We start from the raw sequence: 17,573 nt of genomic DNA on the forward strand, positions 1-17,573 counted from the left end.
AAGTAATTAAAAAAAGCTTAATCGCCACCGAATTCAACCAGCTTCCCGATATTAAAATCTATTCTTGTCCAACCTCGAAGTTGCCATAAGTTATTCAGCAATAATAAAGGAATTTGCCAGTGGTGTACCATTAAAAATGGTAATGGATCGTGTAACTTGTAGATAGCATCAGTTCCTCTGAAAATGTTCCTTACCCAATTTTGAAGTTGAGAAAAAGAACGAATCCCAGTTAACCGCCAAATTTCATGATATAACCAATATGTAGGCTTGCTGTTGGGTAATGGTTGTAAAGATTCGGTTAAAGGCTCTGTTCCCAAATAAGCATCACTGACTTGAGGATGATTGTAGAACATGGTAATTGCCGAATGGGTTCGGGGGTTGCACTCAATTGCATAAACCTTCCCGTCATCGGCTTGGATAAAGTCAAAGGATACTTGTCCGGTAAATCCCAAACCCTTGACAAAATGCTTCACCCATGCTTGAATTTCAGGATTCTCAACATTTTCGTAATTCACCTGAAAAGCCGAAGATTCCGCACAGCAATGCAGTCTTAACTCTCCATTTCGGACTGTGCTGTGAGTACAGAATTCTTTGCCAGGAATAAACTCTTGCATAATCCAAGGCTTTTCTGGAGCGATCGGCAAACTCTTTACAAATGCTGCTGTTTCTTCAGGTGTATTGCAGGGTAGCTTAGTCAGATCTAAGCGACGCACGGAGTCGTAGGGAATGCTCTTAAGAATATACTTGCGAGTTTCTTGTGAAAAATCGAAATTCAAGACTTGCTCTGGATTGGTAATCTTGAATGATTTGGGAACCGATAAACCTAGCTCTCGTGCTTTCTCACTAAAAGCAAATTTATCATCTAGCATTTTCGTCACTTCAGCATCGAAGTGTAAGACTTCGCAATAAGGCGATAGTGCTGGTTTGGCTAGAGAGTCGTAGTAACTAGCAACTGGGCTGGTAACAGGAACATAAACATCGATGTTTTCTCGCTTAACGATGTCTACTAAGGCTTGAATGTATGCCTCTGGATCGTACTGTGGAGTAGGAGTGGTGTAAAAGCGAGAAACAGCATTAGAAAATCGGTGTCCTGATAACCAGTACTTGTGAGTTTCTATAAGTACAACTCTGTGTCCTACAGCCTTGAAGGAACGTGCAAGCTGCAAGGCTTTCGTCATTTTGCCACCGCTAATCAGGATATTTTTAGGGCGTGCAACTGTCGCTTGTTGGGTACTGAAAAGACGAGTTAAGCTATTCCAAATTAAGGCAATCAGAACAAGAAATGCATTCACAGGTAATGCTAACAAGAGTAATGTTAACGTACCTAGGTTTTGGAACAGGGCAATAATACGTGCTTTTACGGAAACAGGTGGTGTTGTTGGGACTGGTGAAGAAATTGAAAGGGATTGTGTCATAAAGGGGTGTTAGTTAGTAGATAGTGGTTAGTCGTTAGTGGTTAGTGGTTCAAACAATTATCAACTAACAACTAACCACTATCTAAATCCGTCGGATGATAGTTAACCCGTCTCTTAATGGCAGCAAGACTTGTTCCACACGCGGATCGTCAGCAACGGTACGGTTAAATTGAGCGATCGCTTCACCATTTGGAGTACGGTTCTCAGGGGAAAGATACACTTGACCTTGAAGTAAGGTATTATCTACACAGATAAATCCACCAGGAACGAGCAACTCTTTTTCCAACAAAGTGTGGAAGTACTGAACGTACTCTTTCTTATCGGCGTCAATAAACACAAAGTCAAATGTTTCACCAGCTGCTGCAAGTTTTTGCAAAATTTCTAATGCACCACCCACTTCTACACGGATTTTTTTTCCATGAGAAGATGCTTGAAAAGCAGCTTGGGCAAATTCTGCCGTGTATTGGTCAATTTCACAAGCCACTAGTTCTCCATCTGGTGGTAGTGCTTCTGCCATTGCCAATGCAGAATAGCCAGTGAACATACCTATTTCCAGGATTTTCTTAGCTTTGGTCATATGAACAAACATCTTGAGAGTCTGTCCTTCCACATGACCGGAAAGCATTTCCTGTTCTAGTTCCCGTACCGTAGCCCCTTCATCAAAGCGCTGACCCCAAGCTTCATAGGCAGTTTTCTTTGCTAACTCTGCTAAAGCAGGAGATTCATTCGTGGTGCATTCTTCTAGGTAAGGGTCTAAACCAGCAGCCAAACTCCATGCTAAATCAAGCTCTGCTGTTAGCTGCTCGGATGTTTTCCCATCGAGGGTTTGCAGAATAGTTTCTAGCTGTTTTGCTAAAATTCCTAACGGTGTAACAGGTCGAGCGATTGGTTTTTCAGCAACTTGAGATTGAGACATTAAACTTCGCTCCCAACAAGTTCTGGCTTGTAGCTATCTGGATACATTTCTACACCCTCACCACCACGAGGATAGTTTTGGCATATATGTCTGTGTTCCGAGATAGCCGCCGCTAGTTCCTCGCGAGTTAAATCGTTCATAAAGAAGCAATTGCCAATGGGTCTGGGCATTGCTGCTCTTAATAAACCGTCTCTTGTCAGGATAATCGATTGAGTCGCACGCCACATGAGTTCTTCTTCCATCAGGGGATGATCTAGGGCGAGACCGAGACGATTCATCAAGCTGAGAATGCGATCGCGTTCTGAGTTAGTAATATAACCTCGTTTTGCAGCAATTGTTGCTGATAAAGCCATATCAATGTTCACTGCATGACCGTGGAATATGGGAACGCGAGGAGCTAATTCCAAAGTCGGACTCCAAGTGTGACCGTAAGCGATTACGCGATCGAGGTCTAACTCGTGGAGGTTAGGAATTTCTAACTCCAACATAGTTTTGATCGCTTCATAAGTCGCTTTATGAGCTATATCCTTAACTTCTGGTGCAGCATCAATGTAACCAAAATGAGTGCGGAGTAATTCTTCACCATACTCATCCAACAAATCGAAAACCTCTTTGTTCGCAACCACAGCAATTTTCACGAGTTCCGCCATACCATTACGGACTTGTGCTGTGGGAAGAGTTTGCAGAAATGAGAAATCAAGGAAAACCTTTTTAGAAGCGTGATAAGCACCCAAGCGGTTTTTCAGCTTTTTGTGATTAAGAGCTACCTTAATCGCCACGCTCGCATCAATCAAACCAATGAGAGTTGTGGGAATACGAATGTAATTAGAACTCCGACGATAAGCAGAACAAGCAAAACCCGCTACATCTGTAATCAATCCTCCGCCAATCACAAGTACGGGTTCCTTCCGAACCAACCTGAAATCCGCAAAAGCATCTATAATCTTCTCGAAAGATTCAACAGTCTTGTTTGGCTCAGCGATCGTAATAGAGAAAACTGTGAGGTCAATGCCGTAATACTCAAAGTACTCCTGCATTCGATCGCCGTATAGCCTGTTTACATCTGTATCCACAACAGCCAGACAGCGACCAAAATCTTTATAGACTTCTGCCAACTCTGTATTCTTGATTGAGAAAACCCCATCAACATAAACCAGGCTATACTCAATCTTTTCGTAAGCTTCTACGTGAAAAGCGCTGTCAGTAGCTTCAAACTTTGTTTGTACGGTACTCATTCTTATTGACCCTAAGTTGACAATATCCCCTAATAAAATTAGGGGACTATTCGCAAAGCAATTTAAATCTGCACACTATCAAACCCTAGATGTACCTTTGAATAAATCACCCAAAAGGAACATCCAATACATTAGACAAGTGTGCATTGACTCTTATTTCTTCCCCAAATGCGGTTTCAAGCATACTTTTGTGAGTTTGTAATGAAACTGCTGAGCCTTTTTGAGAGACAAAATCTCTTATATCAGGTTACTTGCTGGTGTTTTGCAGAAATCCCGATACAAGAATAGAGTTTTTACTCAATGGTTTTAACTAACCTATTTAACAAAATATCATGTTTTATAATAAATGCTTAACATTAAACGGATTTTTTCTCAGAAATTACAAAAATCTGTCCCTAGTATAAAAAAAGTTAGATTTGTTATAAATAATTGACTCCTATATATAAAAAAATTTTCATCTTCTTTTATGGTTTAAGTATTTTTACTCAAAAAAATTGCTGGTAGAACATGACACAGCTAAAATCGTACATCAAAAAAATATCAAGCGGAGTTAATAATACTTATTGACTATTAGATTTAAGATGTGACAGTGCTGACATCGTGAAATGTAAATGAGACATAGTTTAATTTTCTTAACAATTTTTTAATGATTAGAGAAAATTAAGTCTGCTATCCCAACAATATAAGAATCATGACAACAACATCCCTGCTTCTCAAAAAATCATTCGGGTATTCAAGCAAAAACAACTAGTAAGGATTCTCATTCTTTGACAGGGGGAAGAGTTTTAATGTCTCACTTAAAGTAAACACTCTATTTTCTGATACTTGTAACAAGCTAACTCGATAGGAGTCTCGTTGTTTAGTGGGATAAGAAAGATTTTGAATTCAAAATAATAAAATTTTTTTACCATTTTTGACTTCTCTCTAAAGGTAGAATTACAGCTAAAGGTATAAATAGACTGTTGGCGTCGTCCAAGCCTCGCTCCTAATTGACAGACAACCCACTACAGATTGATGAGATAATAGTCAAATTTTAGATATAAAGTTAAATGTACTTTTTTTACAGTTATTTTATTTATGTTGAACTCAACTTTACCAAGCACTCTTCAAGAGATTTTAGAAAAACATAATGAACCAAACGCTGTTTTTAATGCTTTGCTACCAGCACTTGGAAAAGAGTTGCAGTGCGATCGCTGTTTTCTTTACCTACGAAACCCAGAACTCAAACTAGGAAAAATTACTCATTGCTGGAGACGAAGTTCAGAAATTCCCAATCCTATGAAGCCTGAGTGGGAACCAGAACCAGAATCTTTACCAAAAGAAGATCCTCTATTTGCAGCTGCTTTACGAAAAGCTCCTTCGGTTTATGTAGAAGACGTAGAAACAGCCAATCCAGAAGTTGTCAATCGAGAGTTTGAGCGAAAAAATTTTGGACATCGAGCGCTGATACACTCCCACTTAGTTTGGAACAATGAACTATGGGGAATCCTACAGCCTTGCGTATTTGGGAACAATAGAGTTTGGTCAGCCTTGGACCATGCGATCGTCACCGAACTCGAAAACCAGTTACCACCTTTAGTAGCTGCTTACGTTCAAGCTGCTACTAACCAACATTGAAAACCGCATTTTTTAGACGGTTTTCCCCCACTCCTATTGCCGTTATCTCACCTGGAATTTCGCCATAATTTAAATATGCTCCTCTTTCACAAGGCGAACTATGTTTCCATTTTCTTTTTGGTATAATAACTCTTGCTATGGTGGGGAAACAGTTTCTCGCAAAACCCGTCTCGAACGCAAGCTAAAATTTTTAAAAACGATGCGAGATGATTTAGAAACCAAACTTGCTGGTCTTAATGCTGCTATTAGTAATGTAGAGCAGCAGATAACTCGAGAAGATGTAACTCAGGTGTAATACTCTTCAGAGAAGACGTTAAGATCCCCCTAAATCCCCCTTAAAAAGGGGGACTTTGAACATTCCCCCCTTTTTAAGGGGAGCTAGGGGGGCTCTTGGTATAATAACCGTACAAAATAAATTATTCCATATTGTGGGATGGGCGTCCTCGCCCGTCCCTTATTAATACCGGGCATCTTGCCCGCACCACAAGAAGTTTTAATAGGAATTAATACCGGGCATCTTGCCCGCACCACAAGAAGTTTTAGGACATTTTTTATTTGGAAGCCCCTAAATCTTTGATAAGTTAGGTAATGGAGTCATTAATTTAGTAAACTCGCCTTCTTTAAACGTTTCATCCCAGTTAGCAGGTAGACGATGGGGATTGGGATTATCTTTAGTTGGCACGTACATAAAAGTATAGTCACAGTGTACGCCATCTAGCTTTGTATCCGGAGTGACGCTCCAATTTCCGATATACGTACCTGTCAGAGTTGCGCCTCTCAAATCGGTTTTATCTAATTGCGCTTCTGTAAGATTGGCTCTTGAAAGATCGGCTCCTTGCAGGTTCGATTCATTGAGCTTGGCTGCAATGAAGCTAGCATCTTTCAAATTTGCATCTTGCAAATTCATACCTTGCAAATCCCAACCATCAAAAGTTTTGCCTTGTAAATCTTTTGTAATTAGCAGTTGTCGTAGATTTTTATCCTCAAGATAGGTTGTCCTAACATCAGCCCGATTCATTGTTTTTGCCTGAAACCAGCAAGTGCGTGTGAGGACAGATTTAGTAAAATTTGTATTTTTTAGTCTTGCTTGTGTAAAGTTGGCATCTGTCAAATTGCTAGCTTGAAAATTCGTTCCACGTCTTGTTACAAAATCTAGAGCTACATTGCGAACCCAAGTTTGTTTTTCATCTTCAAAGAGTGCGCGACATCCAATATCAGCAGAGAGAAATATTGTCAAGATAGAAATCACTCCTGCTAACGCTCCTACAACTGGACCGCCTATCCTCACAGCAGCGATCGCACCGACTCCAGCTATAGCCCCTGCGACAGACACCGTAATTGCCACTGCTAGTAATCCAGCAGCAGATCCTGCCATAGCTGCTGCCCCAGCTATCAGGACGACGCCAGTTGCTGCTGCGATCGCTGCTATGGCTCCTGTAACGACGACTGCCACCACTGTTGCCAATTCCATGATTCCTGCCTGAGTTCCAGCCTTTGCCCATGTCACTGCCACTATTCCAGCCCATATAACTCCTGCTACAGCAGTCCACGTCACAGCTACTGCCAAAAAACCAAAGGCTGCAGCGACTCCTTGGCGCATCGTGATGAGAAAAAACACAAACAAGACTGTTAAAGTGACTGCAGCAACATAAGTATTTTCGTAGTTACTATTAGTAAGAATATACCCTATGAGAGAACCACTCGTAGCTGACAGCAATCCTGATATAGCGGACAGCAGTAATGCAAGAATAACTGTAGCAATTACCCAACGGCGTTGCAGCCCTGCTTTAGCATGACTGAAGTTTGCTCCTTTAAGGAAGGCACCAGTAAAGTCAGCGCCTCGGATATCTGAATAGGAGAAATCCGCACCTGTTAGGTCTTGCCCTTTGAAGGATTTACCTCTAAGTTTGGCACGCTGGTAGTTATGAGCCACGTTTAAAAAGGGGATTGGGGATTAGCGACTGGGGATTGGGAAACTCCTGTTTCCTTGGAAAATTAAGATAGTCAATTATTATTAAAGGTTGTAGCCTACCAGTTTATGTCAGGTTGCTGTAGGTGTCAAATATTAGGGATCTGGGAATAGGTAATGTGTCTCTCTTTCCCCATTGCCCCTCAACAAGGAGGGGGCACCGAGTTCCCCAATCGCTAATCCCCAATCCCTACTTTTAGAAAAATGGCAAATAGATATCAAGCAAATAGCAAGTCTACAGAAATAATCGCAAAATATCCACCTCCACAAGGATGGCGCAAAATTTTCTATAGCGTCCGCGCCCGTTTGTTAGTTTGGTACTTTCTGCTAACAGCTTGTACGGCAATATTTTCTATACAAACAACTCGTCAGATCTATTGTGATGATTTGAAAGCAAGAGCGGACGCCTCTTTGATTAAAGAAGTAGCACGATTTCAATTACTGGAAAAGCAGTATATTGCAAAACAATCGAAAAATGCAGTGAAGACGATCGCATTGTTTGATAAATTTTTGGCTACTTATGCTCCTACACGGAATGAGTATATTATTACTCTTATTAATGACGAAATTTATAGATACAGCCCGATTTTACCTTCGGAGCTTTTAGAGCAGTATCCAGCTTTGATACGGCGTTGGACTCACCTTACAAAACCAAGGACTGGTTACATACAAACTTCTACACAAAGAATTCGCTATGTAGCATATCCAGTCAGTACAGGTGGAGAAAGAGCCATGCTTATTGCCATTCATGATGCTTCAGCCGCTTTTCAAGCAGGAACAAATGCCATTTTCCTAGTCATGCAAGTCACTCTGATTGTCCTGCTCATCTTTTTCTTACTAGCATGGGTTACAGCTGGACGGGTACTATATCCCCTACGTTTGCTGACGAAAACTGCTCAATCCATTACTGAGTCTGATATGACACAGCGTATTCCAGTCAAGGGAGCGGATGAAATAGCGGAGTTGACGAAAACTTTTAATGAAATGCTGGATCGGTTGCAGTTTGCTTTTGATAGTCAGCAAAAGTTTCTCAACGATGTTAGTCACGAATTGCGGACTCCCATTACTGTGATTCAGGGTCATTTGGAAATGTTACAGTTTTGCCCGGAAAAACAAGAGGTAACTATTGCTTTGGTGATGGATGAGTTAGACCGCATGAGTCGCCTGGTGAATGACTTACTACTGCTAGCAAAAACCGAACGCCCGGATTTTCTGAGGATAAAGCCAGAAGAACTCGATTGGCTGACAGAGGAAATATATCTCAAAGCGCGATCGCTTGCCAATCGAGATTGGCGGTTGGAATCTAAAGGGTTGAGCCCGGTGATGGTTGACCGTCAGAGGTTAACTCAAGCAGTGATGAATTTAATCCAAAATGCAGTTCGCCACACGAGTAATGATGATACTATTACACTTGGCTCCTCTGCTAAAGGGGATTGCATTAATATTTGGGTAAAAGATACTGGAGTTGGAATTGCCCCTGAAGACCAAAAACGCATTTTTGAGCGTTTTGTAAGGGCGACAAAAGAAGACCAGCATGAAGGGCATGGATTGGGATTGGCGATCGTGCAAGCCATTGCTCAAGCTCATGGTGGATGGGTCGAGCTTTCCAGTCGTCTGGGTCATGGGTCTACTTTCACAATTGTAATTCCCCTAGCGTCTGACGAAGAGGACCGAATTTATGAATCGGATTCTTATCGCCGAAGACAATCATCGCATCACAGCCTTCCTGGAAACCGGGTTACAAGCACACGGCTTCATAACCACAGTAGCCACCAAGGCTAGAGATGCATTGAATATGGCGGATAGTAATAATTTTGACTTGTTGATTCTCGATCTAGGTTTGCCAGATAAAGATGGTTTGGATGTATTGCAAGAGTTGCGGGGAAGAGGAGAAACCTTCCCCATTATCGTCCTGACTGCTCGTGATGGTGTCGATGATACTGTTGCAGGATTGGAAGGAGGTGCTGATGATTACATTACCAAACCATTTCGGTTTGAAGAACTGCTAGCACGCATCCGAGTGCAATTACGCAACCGCCATGTACCCAGAGCGAAGGAAGAAACTATTCTGAGAGTTGGTAATATTGCTTTAGATTTGATTGCACGAGAAGTTTGGGTGGAAGATAGGCTGGTAGAACTTTCCACTCGCGAATTTATATTGGCAGAAGTGTTTTTACGTCACCCAATGCAGGTTATGAGTCGAGAACAATTACTTAACCGCATTTGGGGTTATGATTACGATCCGGGATCGAATATTGTAGATGTTTATGTGGGTCACTTACGGAAGAAATTAGGAAGCGATCGCATAGAGACCATCCGAGGAATTGGTTATCGTTTGCGAACGTAACGGGAACCAGTAACCAGTGACTAGTGAATGGTTAATGAGAGATAACTCACAAACAGACATCTTCACCTTCGTTCCCAAGCTCCGCCTATACCTATCAATCCACTGATAAGACTAACGAGGGCGATCGTAAAATTGAAACGTTCAGATGCTGAAAACACTTTTTTAGCACCTTTGCATAAGCGTGCGTACCTATTATTCCCGCTCTACAATAGAAATTCACCTTCATCTCCAAGCCGCTCTGGGAATGCCTTCTGCTCTCTACCTTTCTTTGTAAATAAATGTTCGGTAGTTGAGTTTAACTTTAGGAATATCGGCGACACAATGCGATCGCGATCGCTCGATGCTTTCAAATTGCCTGCGATCGCAACACTAGGGCTGCTACCTGCAATCTCGAACAACATAAGTTTCACTTTTGAGTCAGGGCTACTCAAGGGATAAATTATACTTTTTACCTATAGATTTATAAAAAATCATTAAGAATCATTATAACTCTTTCGGATAAAAATCCATCTATCAGGAGAAGGTTTCCGAAATCAAACAAATTTTTGTAAACTGAGTGGTATCACGCCGATGAAAGAAACAAACACTTACTATGACTGACAACAAGCTCGCATCACGTCTTTATCCAACCCGTATTGACCTTCCTGCAGACGCACGTGCCAAGATAGTAGCAATTCTCAACCAATCCCTAGCAGCTACTTCAGACCTCAAATCTCAAACCAAGCAAGCGCACTGGAACGTCAAAGGAACTGACTTCTATCAATTGCACGAATTGTTTGATGAAATAGCAGGTGAGTTAGAAGAGTTCATCGATTTAATTGCTGAACGTGTCACTGCTTTGGGTGGTTATGCTTGCGGAACAGTCCGCATGGCAGCTGCTAATTCTATTTTGCCAGAGTATCCTACAGAAATTATCGCTGGCATGGAGCATGTCACTGCCTTAGCAAATCGCTTTGGACCTTATGCTAAGCATTTACGCGAAGCGATCGACAAAACTGAAGATCTAGGCGATACTGATACTGCCGATCTTTACACTGAAGTTTCCCGTACTATTGACAAGCGGCTCTGGTTCCTAGACGCTCATTTACAAGCAGCTGCAAATAACTCAGGAAATGGTGTTCCTGCTACTGCTCAGAATCTAGACAGAGCTGCTGTGAGAGTGTGAAGTATAAAGGATAAAGTTCATTCCCAATTTTCGCTCTCGTCTTGTAAGTCTTAATTAAGGCAAGCCATATCATTTGAGTGCCAGAATAAAATCTCTTTTCTAATGTGCTCTCTGTACCTGGAGCGGTTTAATAAATTATTTTTGAACCGCTCCAGGTACAGAGTTACAAAGGAAAGAGAGCCTTTTTGTCTAAAAATTTAGTTATTCTTTATGAGAATAGGTGGGTGTAACCACCATTTTTTATATTTTGAACTGCCTTAAGATCTTTTTGATAAATAGTAAGTAGGGTGGGCATTGCCCACCATTTGCTGTTGGTATGCAATGCTTACTATATAAAAAAATAGTCATTTTAAAGCGAGAAGAGAAGTAGTATCTTTTTGGTAAGTACGGCACTTTAAAGTGCGTACTTTTCATTTTAAATATACATATTCTAAGATAAGGATAGTTGAAAAAGAGTTGCAAAAAGACTCGTTGTTACGGTTGATTATTCAGAAACTTACAAACATTAATTGTGAAATTTTAAGCGGAGGAAAAACTTATGGCTGTTAATTCTAAAACACACCTCATTCACGATCGCAACGCACGAGGACAAAGTAGAACGGGCTGGTTGGATAGCCGTCACACATTTTCTTTTGGTGGTTTTTACGATCCAAATCGCATGGGCTTTCGTTCTTTAAGAGTGATTAATGACGATCGCGTAGTTCCTGGTGCAGGTTTTCCAACCCACGGACACAAAGATATGGAAATCCTGACATATGTTTTAGAAGGATCGATAGAGCATAAAGATAGTTTGGGAAATGGCTCAATTATCTATCCAGGTGACGCACAAATCATGAGTGCTGGTACTGGTATTTTGCATAGCGAGTACAATCCTTCTGAAACAGAGCCAGTTCATTTTCTTCAAATTTGGATTGTTCCTAACAAGCAAGGGTTGCAACCAAGATACGAACAAAAAAGTTTTCCTATTGAAGAAAAACGTGGAAAGCTACGTTTGATTGGCGCAAAAGATGGACGCGATGGAGCAGTCACTATTTATCAAGATGTCGATCTATACACATCTATTCTAGAAGCTGGTGATGTTATTAACTATCGCGTTCAATCCAATCGTTATGCCTGGTTGCAAATAGCTCAAGGCGTAGTAACTTTGAATGGAGAAGAACTCAGAGCAGGCGATGGAGTACAAATTAGCCCAGAAGAACAACTCGAAATTAGTACAGATGTTGGTGCAGAAATCTTGCTCTTCGATCTAGGCTAATGTATTTGCAATTCTTCACAACTCTTGTGGGACGGGCGAGACGCCCGTCCTAATTATGCATAATTTCTGTAAAATCTCCCCTTACTCACCCTTTGAAACTTTATTGGGGTCAAACAACCGCCCATCACCAACAATCTCCTCTAAGCGTTGATTGAATCGGGTAAGGAAATATTCAGGATCGTTCAGCTGTTACTGGACAAACCAAGCTTCAAATCTAAACCGAAATAATAATTAGTTTACCGACTCTATAGTATCAAACCATTATTTTTAGCTTGAAGTGCGATCGCTGTTCGCTTTTTAGCAACATAGACGGGCGATAGTAGTAACAATTCGCTATGACAATCGCCTTTGAATTCGTAAGCTAGCTAAGTGCATCTCGTCTTGACAATTGACTTTTTATTCGCATATGTTAAGCTCTATAACTAAGAAGAATAGTAATAAAATAATAATATAAAAACTTGATTTGTCTACAGCTATTTAACCTTCACGGAAATGATTTCGCATAGCGCTCAGCGCAAAACAGCCCCTCCCATAACTCGAAAGATGGTTAGGCTTATCGGTCAGGAACTCATATTTAGCGATCGCAAAGCACGCTCAGAATTGGGTTATACTTCGATTGTGACTCGCGATTTGGGGTTAGAGGAACTCGCAAAACTCCCCCGATACATATAAATATAGCAGTTGTCAGTTGAATAAAGTACAGATTTATCTGCGTCCATCTGCTACAGGCTGCGGTTCCTAAATCATTTAATGTATTGCACCCAACTGAAAACCGCTATAATGCCTGTTTTATTTCACTTAACCTCAACGTAAATTTCTCTACCAATCTGTCGAAACTCATCATCAAGATGATATTGTGAATCACGGATAGCTTGACGCAGTTGCAGAGCTGGTTTTAGGCAATCGCGATCGTAATCCATCAATTCTAAGCCACACCATACCCTGTATACGGACGGTCTCCTAAAGAACAACTTGTGTCTTGAGATGCATTGCCTTTTTGTTAAAATTATCCAAAATTATAGATGTAAAGGACTGAGTAAATTGTGAGCAATATGGCGTTTCATCAGCAATACGTCAGTATTCAACAGCCAGCGCTCGGAGGACTCCGATGCTACGTTACGGGAACTCTGCTAGGAAATGCGAGGAAAATACTTCATATAAGAAATTAACACATGAGGGCAGAGGAGTCCAGGGCAATGGCTGAGAATTGGTTTGTTGGGGGCGGCGAGTTGGGGGCGTTGCTGCGAAACTCCTTCTCCTTCGGAGACGCTTTGCGATCGCACGATTGGTCGCAAACGCCATTAGGTCCTATCGAAACTTGGTCAGAAGACCTGAAAACAGCGGTGCAGCTTGTACTGACTGAACTCGATGGAGCACAGGCATCTGAAAAGAAGCAACAAGATTTTGACCTGCTAGAGGATAGCTCTGCCGTCGCCGCCTTACACCAAGCCAATCAACTCAATGCGTTCCGCGTCAAACTGGCGGATGCTCTCCGCCCGCTTACCGATGCTTCAGAGATACAAGCGATCGCCGCTCGCATTTTGGGGGAGTCTTTGGGGGCAACTCGTGTTATTTACATTGAAGTGGTATCCAATGGCGAGGAGGTCATCGTTCATCGCAATTATACGAACGGCGTAGCCCAATTGAGCGGACACTATCGTTTGGATGACTACCAACGCAACCTGACTATTGACCATTGGGCTGGGCGCACCCAGGTTGTGACCGACATTCCCAATAATCCGAGATATACGGATGCCGAAAAGGCGAGATACCGCGAGATCGATATTGCCGCACACATAGATGTGCCACTAGTCAAAAACAATCAATTCGTTGCCCTGCTTGCCGTTCACCAATCCACGCCGCGTCAGTGGACAGAAACAGAGGTCAAATTGGTTGAAGAAACCGCAGAACGAACCTGGGCTGACGTGGAACGCGCCCACGCCGAAAAAGCCCTACGCGAATCTGAGGAACGCTATCGCACGCTGTTTGAGTCGATCGACGAAGGTTTTTGCATCGTCGAGATGCTGTTTGACGAGAACGACACGCCAATCGATTACCGCTTCTTAGAAATTAATCCGGTGTTTGAGCAACAAACAGGGCTGCAACAAGCCGTCGGTAAAACAGCACGTCAGTTAGTGCCAGATCTAGAAGACTTTTGGGTTGAAACTTACGGCTCAGTTGCATTAACGGGGGAACCCGTTCGCTTTGAGAATGGCTCTGTACCTATGAGCCGCTGGTTCGATGTGTATGCTTGCCGCACCGGACAGCCGAAAGACCGAAAAGTGGCGATCGTGTTTAAGGATATTAGCGATCGTAAACGTGCTGAAGCCGCCTTGCGGGATAGTGAGGAACTGAAGCAACGCATTTTAGAGAGCAGCAAGGACTGCATTAAAGTGTTAACTCTCAACAGCGAAATCGTTTATATAAGCACAGGTGGATTGTGTTTGTTGGAAATCGACGATCCGACGCTCGCTCTGAATGCCCGATGGCTTGACTTCTGGCAAGGTGAGGATTATGAAAATGCTAAGACTGCGATCGCGGCTGCCAAAGCTGGCAACACAGGTCAGTTCCAAGGCTATCTTCCCACTTACAAGGGCACGCCTAAATACTGGGATAGTATCGTTACGCCCGTGCGGAACAGTGCTGGACAGGTCACTCAACTGGTTGCAGTCTCGCGAGATATTACAAAGCAAAAGCAAGCTGAGAGCGAACGGGAACGACTGCTAGCACAGGAGAAGGTTGCACGAGAAGCTGCTGAAACTGCCAACCGCCTCAAAGATGAGTTTTTAGCAGTTCTGTCGCATGAGTTGCGATCGCCCCTTAATCCCATCCTGGGTTGGGTTCAATTACTACAGAAAGGCAAACTCGATGCTGCTCGCCAGAGAGAAGCCTTGGCAACCATTGAACGCAACGCCAAACTCCAGACGCAATTGATCGAAGATTTGCTCGACATCTCCCGCATTATGCAAGGCAAACTATCTTTAACTATAGCTCCTGTTAGTTTGAACTTTGTGATTTCTGCTGCTGTAGAAACAGTGCGATTGGCGGCTGAGGCAAAAGATATTCAAATTACACTTGACCTCGATACAGAGATTGCTCCTGTTTCTGGGGATGCCACCCGATTGCAGCAAGCTGTGTGGAATTTGCTCGGCAACGCTATTAAGTTCACGCCTAAGAACGGACAAGCGATCGTTGAACTGCGGCAACTCAATCGACTGGCTCAAATTCGAGTCATTGACACGGGCAAAGGTATCAATCCACAGTTCTTGCCTTACGTGTTTGAGTATTTTCGACAGGAGGATGGCTCGACGACACGCAAATTTGGCGGGTTGGGATTGGGGTTGGCGATCGTGCGGCAAATTGTGGAGATGCACGGGGGAACAGTACAGGCAGAGAGCCAGGGTGAAGGGCAAGGTGCAACCTTCACTGTGCAATTGCCAACCATGCAACAGACATTACCCATCGTATCTGAAACCATCCTACCCCAAACAGATGCGGGACTGCCGCTAGAGGGTATTCAAATTTTGCTGGTAGATGATGAGCCAGACACCCGTGAGTTTCAAGCTTTTCTGTTGGAACAAAGCGGGGCGAGGGTGACAGCTGTTGCTTCTGGCTTAGAAGCATTGCTTGCACTGGAACAATCGATTCCCGATGTGCTCGTGAGTGACATTGGGATGGCTCAGATGGACGGTTATATGCTGCTCAAAGAAGTGCGATCGCGTCCCTACGAGCAAGGCGGAATGATTCCAGCCATTGCATTGACTGCCTATGCCGCAGAGATGGATCGACAGCAAGCACTTCAGGTCGGATTTCAAACCCACATCACAAAACCCGTGGAGCCAGAGGAGTTAGTGAGAGCGATAAGCCGGGTGGCTTGCGCTTCGCGAACGCACGGATTGCACCTCCTTTCACCTTCATAATATATGTTGCTGAACAGCTTTCTATTCAATGATGTCTGCGTATTGGGTGACAACTTCGTCGAGTCGCCGCATTGCCCCTCGCTGGATTTTCTGTGCAATCGATTGAGGAATAATCGACTCTAAATAACGAAAAGTAATACACATGCGATCGCCAATTGTGGTTACTCCCAAAATAATCGGTTCTTTTTCAGAACCTGTGACAGTCAGATAAAGTTCTTGGAGATGCAACTGACCAAACTGTTGTGGTATATTCAATCGTCCAAGATTAGTCACAGTCAGATCGGAACCTACTAATTTATCTGCATACTGTTTGGTTGCGATCGGATCGGGTTTAGTGCTCAGAAAGCGGGATAAAGCTGAGCCGCTTCGGAATATATTACCACTTATAACAGCTTGGTTAATTTGCTGCTTAACCTTGTGGGCTATCTGCCAGAGTTGGCTCACATCACTTGGATTGTTACACTGATGTCTAGTCATAATCCGAGAAATGTATTGCCCAAAATCCTCGCCTATAGGCGGCACAAGGTATTTCCGGAGACTAAGCGGAGAGAGACACTTAACAAATTCTTGATGACGTAGGTCAATCTCAGCCGCAATAGATAGCAGGAATGCAGCACATAGTGCCCCTTGAACAGTTGTTTTTTCTTTCCGACAACAGGTCACGATCGCATGAGTTTGTTCTGGTGATAAGCTCCAATGGAACAAACGAAGTTGCCATTTCTTGCTCTCACGATCCAGAAAATTCTTTTGCTCTGACCTACTTAGCGATCTATCCTGCTCCAAATATTCTTCTTTGGCGCGATCGATACTTAATGTTTTCTGGAGCGGAGGCATCATTTCTTCCCAGGGAGGCTGTTTTGGCAATCTTTGCGTCTGAGTGTCGGGTTGACTAGCTGCATGGAGGATGTCTCTTACAAGATAAGCCCCTGATAAACCATCACTAATACAATGATCGATGGTCACAATGAGCTGACAAACTTCAGTCGAATGTAGGAAAGTTACACGTACTAGGGGTCCTGTATTCCAAGGTATAGGATAGAATAGCTCTTCCTCTACCTCTTGACACCAGCGTTCTTCTTGCCAGTCAATCACCCGCAAGGGAATATCCGGAACATCTTCTTCCGTAAATAATGGTTGATTCTTGTCATCAGTAGTAATCTTCACTGAAAGTAATGGATGCCGATATTGTACCTGCTTTAGTGCCTTGCGGAGCTGGTTTATGGTAAGAGTTCCTTTAACAGAGGCGCAAAGGACAATATTCATTGGTGTGGATTGGGAAAGTAACCATAGAAAATGCTCTGATTGTCCTAGTAAGCGATGCATATTTTTTGAAAGAACTTACCGTTGGCTTAATCGCGTTTGACTAAGAGCTGACTTTTCCATTGTATAACAGCAGGCTAAACCCCGCGAAGCTAACTGACGAATCCTAAACGACTTTCACTCGCACTGCTTGACGAATATCTTCCCAATCTTGAGCAGTCATAGCAGTTGCAACTCCAGAGTTCAAACTCTCCAACAACATACCTTCGAGACTTCTTGTGCTTTACGCTTTTGGTCAAGGCGCACTAACTCACAGAAGTACTCACTGACGCTGCTGTAGCTACCACTTGCTACTTGTTCCTCTACATAGACTTTCATAGAGTCAGGTAGAGAAATATTCATACTTTTCACGATTTGTTACCTGATTGACTCACTATTCTGAATTATGGCAACTGTTGCCATTTCTTGCTATCT

General features: G+C 42.8%; 16 protein-coding genes. 8 read left to right on the plus strand and 8 right to left on the minus strand.

Annotated features, from left to right (window positions below; genetic code table 11):
* Positions 1–17: 17 nt before the first annotated feature.
* The 3 genes from ACKTT2_RS20780 to ACKTT2_RS20790 all read right to left on the minus strand — a co-directional run bounded on the left by ACKTT2_RS20780 (position 18) and on the right by ACKTT2_RS20790 (position 3,566).
* Positions 18–1,415, minus strand: a complete 1,398-nt coding sequence (locus tag ACKTT2_RS20780) for an ATP-grasp domain-containing protein (protein ID WP_407890345.1) — start codon at positions 1,413–1,415, stop codon at positions 18–20.
* 82 nt (positions 1,416–1,497) lie between these two features.
* Entirely contained in the window at positions 1,498–2,331 is an 834-nt protein-coding gene (locus tag ACKTT2_RS20785) for an O-methyltransferase (RefSeq protein ID WP_407890346.1), read from the minus strand.
* Entirely contained in the window at positions 2,331–3,566 is a 1,236-nt protein-coding gene (locus tag ACKTT2_RS20790; protein WP_407890347.1) for a sedoheptulose 7-phosphate cyclase, read from the minus strand. Before ACKTT2_RS20790 ends, ACKTT2_RS20785 begins: the two co-directional genes overlap by 1 nt.
* A 1,077-nt stretch (positions 3,567–4,643) precedes the next feature.
* Between ACKTT2_RS20790 and ACKTT2_RS20795 the strand changes: the two genes are divergently transcribed.
* Complete coding sequence (locus tag ACKTT2_RS20795; protein WP_407890348.1) at positions 4,644–5,183, plus strand: GAF domain-containing protein; 540 nt, start codon at positions 4,644–4,646, stop codon at positions 5,181–5,183.
* 100 nt (positions 5,184–5,283) lie between these two features.
* Positions 5,284–5,478: a hypothetical protein gene (locus tag ACKTT2_RS20800; protein WP_407890349.1), complete on the plus strand. Its 195-nt coding sequence runs from the start codon at positions 5,284–5,286 to the stop codon at positions 5,476–5,478.
* 270 nt (positions 5,479–5,748) lie between these two features.
* On the opposite strand, the gene ACKTT2_RS20805 is transcribed toward ACKTT2_RS20800, so the two are convergent.
* Positions 5,749–7,116, minus strand: coding sequence for a pentapeptide repeat-containing protein (locus ACKTT2_RS20805; protein ID WP_407890350.1), 1,368 nt, complete (start codon positions 7,114–7,116; stop codon positions 5,749–5,751).
* A 240-nt stretch (positions 7,117–7,356) separates the two neighbouring features.
* On the opposite strand from ACKTT2_RS20805, the gene ACKTT2_RS20810 reads away from it, so the two are divergent.
* Positions 7,357–8,934, plus strand: coding sequence for a sensor histidine kinase (locus ACKTT2_RS20810; RefSeq protein WP_407890351.1), 1,578 nt, complete (start codon positions 7,357–7,359; stop codon positions 8,932–8,934).
* On the plus strand, positions 8,831–9,499 hold the full coding sequence (locus tag ACKTT2_RS20815; protein ID WP_407890352.1) for a response regulator transcription factor: 669 nt from the start codon (positions 8,831–8,833) through the stop codon (positions 9,497–9,499). The genes ACKTT2_RS20810 and ACKTT2_RS20815 overlap by 104 nt, the downstream gene beginning before the upstream one ends.
* Positions 9,500–9,702: 203 nt before the next feature.
* On the opposite strand, the gene ACKTT2_RS20820 is transcribed toward ACKTT2_RS20815, so the two are convergent.
* Positions 9,703–9,900: a hypothetical protein gene (locus ACKTT2_RS20820; RefSeq protein ID WP_407890353.1), complete on the minus strand. Its 198-nt coding sequence runs from the start codon at positions 9,898–9,900 to the stop codon at positions 9,703–9,705.
* A gap of 191 nt (positions 9,901–10,091) precedes the next feature.
* On the opposite strand from ACKTT2_RS20820, the gene dps reads away from it, so the two are divergent.
* From dps to ACKTT2_RS20835, 3 genes are all read left to right on the plus strand, one after another.
* Positions 10,092–10,664 carry a DNA starvation/stationary phase protection protein Dps gene (gene dps, locus ACKTT2_RS20825; protein WP_407890354.1) on the plus strand — a complete coding sequence of 191 codons (573 nt, stop codon included), beginning with the start codon at positions 10,092–10,094 and terminating at the stop codon, positions 10,662–10,664.
* Between the two features lie 538 nt (positions 10,665–11,202).
* A complete protein-coding gene (locus ACKTT2_RS20830; protein WP_407890355.1) occupies positions 11,203–11,919 on the plus strand; it encodes a pirin family protein in 717 nt (238 codons plus the stop codon).
* Positions 11,920–12,411: 492 nt separating this feature from the next.
* Entirely contained in the window at positions 12,412–12,591 is a 180-nt protein-coding gene (locus ACKTT2_RS20835) for a hypothetical protein (RefSeq protein ID WP_407890356.1), read from the plus strand.
* Positions 12,592–12,713: 122 nt separating this feature from the next.
* Here ACKTT2_RS20835 and ACKTT2_RS20840 read toward each other — a convergent pair whose 3' ends face one another.
* Positions 12,714–12,839: a hypothetical protein gene (locus tag ACKTT2_RS20840; protein WP_407890357.1), complete on the minus strand. Its 126-nt coding sequence runs from the start codon at positions 12,837–12,839 to the stop codon at positions 12,714–12,716.
* A gap of 276 nt (positions 12,840–13,115) precedes the next feature.
* Between ACKTT2_RS20840 and ACKTT2_RS20845 the strand changes: the two genes are divergently transcribed.
* Positions 13,116–15,839, plus strand: coding sequence for an ATP-binding protein (locus tag ACKTT2_RS20845; protein WP_407890358.1), 2,724 nt, complete (start codon positions 13,116–13,118; stop codon positions 15,837–15,839).
* 21 nt (positions 15,840–15,860) lie between these two features.
* Here ACKTT2_RS20845 and ACKTT2_RS20850 read toward each other — a convergent pair whose 3' ends face one another.
* The gene (locus ACKTT2_RS20850) at positions 15,861–17,162 is read right to left on the minus strand and encodes a phthiocerol/phthiodiolone dimycocerosyl transferase family protein (protein WP_407890359.1); all 1,302 of its coding nucleotides are present in this window, start codon (positions 17,160–17,162) and stop codon (positions 15,861–15,863) included.
* Positions 17,163–17,342: 180 nt separating this feature from the next.
* Entirely contained in the window at positions 17,343–17,501 is a 159-nt protein-coding gene (locus ACKTT2_RS20855; protein WP_407890360.1) for a ribbon-helix-helix domain-containing protein, read from the minus strand.
* Positions 17,502–17,573 lie beyond the last annotated feature (72 nt).

The organism is Scytonema hankhaensis NUACC26, from assembly GCF_045865695.1.
Classification (GTDB): domain Bacteria; phylum Cyanobacteriota; class Cyanobacteriia; order Cyanobacteriales; family Nostocaceae; genus Scytonema.

What these genes read in the sequence shown, in the direction of transcription:
- ACKTT2_RS20780 (WP_407890345.1), bottom strand. Translation starts at nt 1,415, where the DNA reads ATGACACAATCCCTTTCAATTTCTTCACCAGTCCCAACAACACCACCT.
- ACKTT2_RS20785 (WP_407890346.1), bottom strand. Translation starts at nt 2,331, where the DNA reads ATGTCTCAATCTCAAGTTGCTGAAAAACCAATCGCTCGACCTGTTACA.
- ACKTT2_RS20790 (WP_407890347.1), bottom strand. Translation starts at nt 3,566, where the DNA reads ATGAGTACCGTACAAACAAAGTTTGAAGCTACTGACAGCGCTTTTCAC.
- ACKTT2_RS20795 (WP_407890348.1), top strand. Translation starts at nt 4,644, where the DNA reads ATGTTGAACTCAACTTTACCAAGCACTCTTCAAGAGATTTTAGAAAAA.
- ACKTT2_RS20800 (WP_407890349.1), top strand. Translation starts at nt 5,284, where the DNA reads ATGTTTCCATTTTCTTTTTGGTATAATAACTCTTGCTATGGTGGGGAA.
- ACKTT2_RS20810 (WP_407890351.1), top strand. Translation starts at nt 7,357, where the DNA reads ATGGCAAATAGATATCAAGCAAATAGCAAGTCTACAGAAATAATCGCA.
- ACKTT2_RS20815 (WP_407890352.1), top strand. Translation starts at nt 8,831, where the DNA reads ATGAATCGGATTCTTATCGCCGAAGACAATCATCGCATCACAGCCTTC.
- ACKTT2_RS20820 (WP_407890353.1), bottom strand. Translation starts at nt 9,900, where the DNA reads ATGTTGTTCGAGATTGCAGGTAGCAGCCCTAGTGTTGCGATCGCAGGC.
- dps (WP_407890354.1), top strand. Translation starts at nt 10,092, where the DNA reads ATGACTGACAACAAGCTCGCATCACGTCTTTATCCAACCCGTATTGAC.
- ACKTT2_RS20830 (WP_407890355.1), top strand. Translation starts at nt 11,203, where the DNA reads ATGGCTGTTAATTCTAAAACACACCTCATTCACGATCGCAACGCACGA.
- ACKTT2_RS20835 (WP_407890356.1), top strand. Translation starts at nt 12,412, where the DNA reads ATGATTTCGCATAGCGCTCAGCGCAAAACAGCCCCTCCCATAACTCGA.
- ACKTT2_RS20840 (WP_407890357.1), bottom strand. Translation starts at nt 12,839, where the DNA reads ATGGATTACGATCGCGATTGCCTAAAACCAGCTCTGCAACTGCGTCAA.
- ACKTT2_RS20845 (WP_407890358.1), top strand. Translation starts at nt 13,116, where the DNA reads ATGGCTGAGAATTGGTTTGTTGGGGGCGGCGAGTTGGGGGCGTTGCTG.
- ACKTT2_RS20850 (WP_407890359.1), bottom strand. Translation starts at nt 17,162, where the DNA reads ATGCATCGCTTACTAGGACAATCAGAGCATTTTCTATGGTTACTTTCC.
- ACKTT2_RS20855 (WP_407890360.1), bottom strand. Translation starts at nt 17,501, where the DNA reads ATGAATATTTCTCTACCTGACTCTATGAAAGTCTATGTAGAGGAACAA.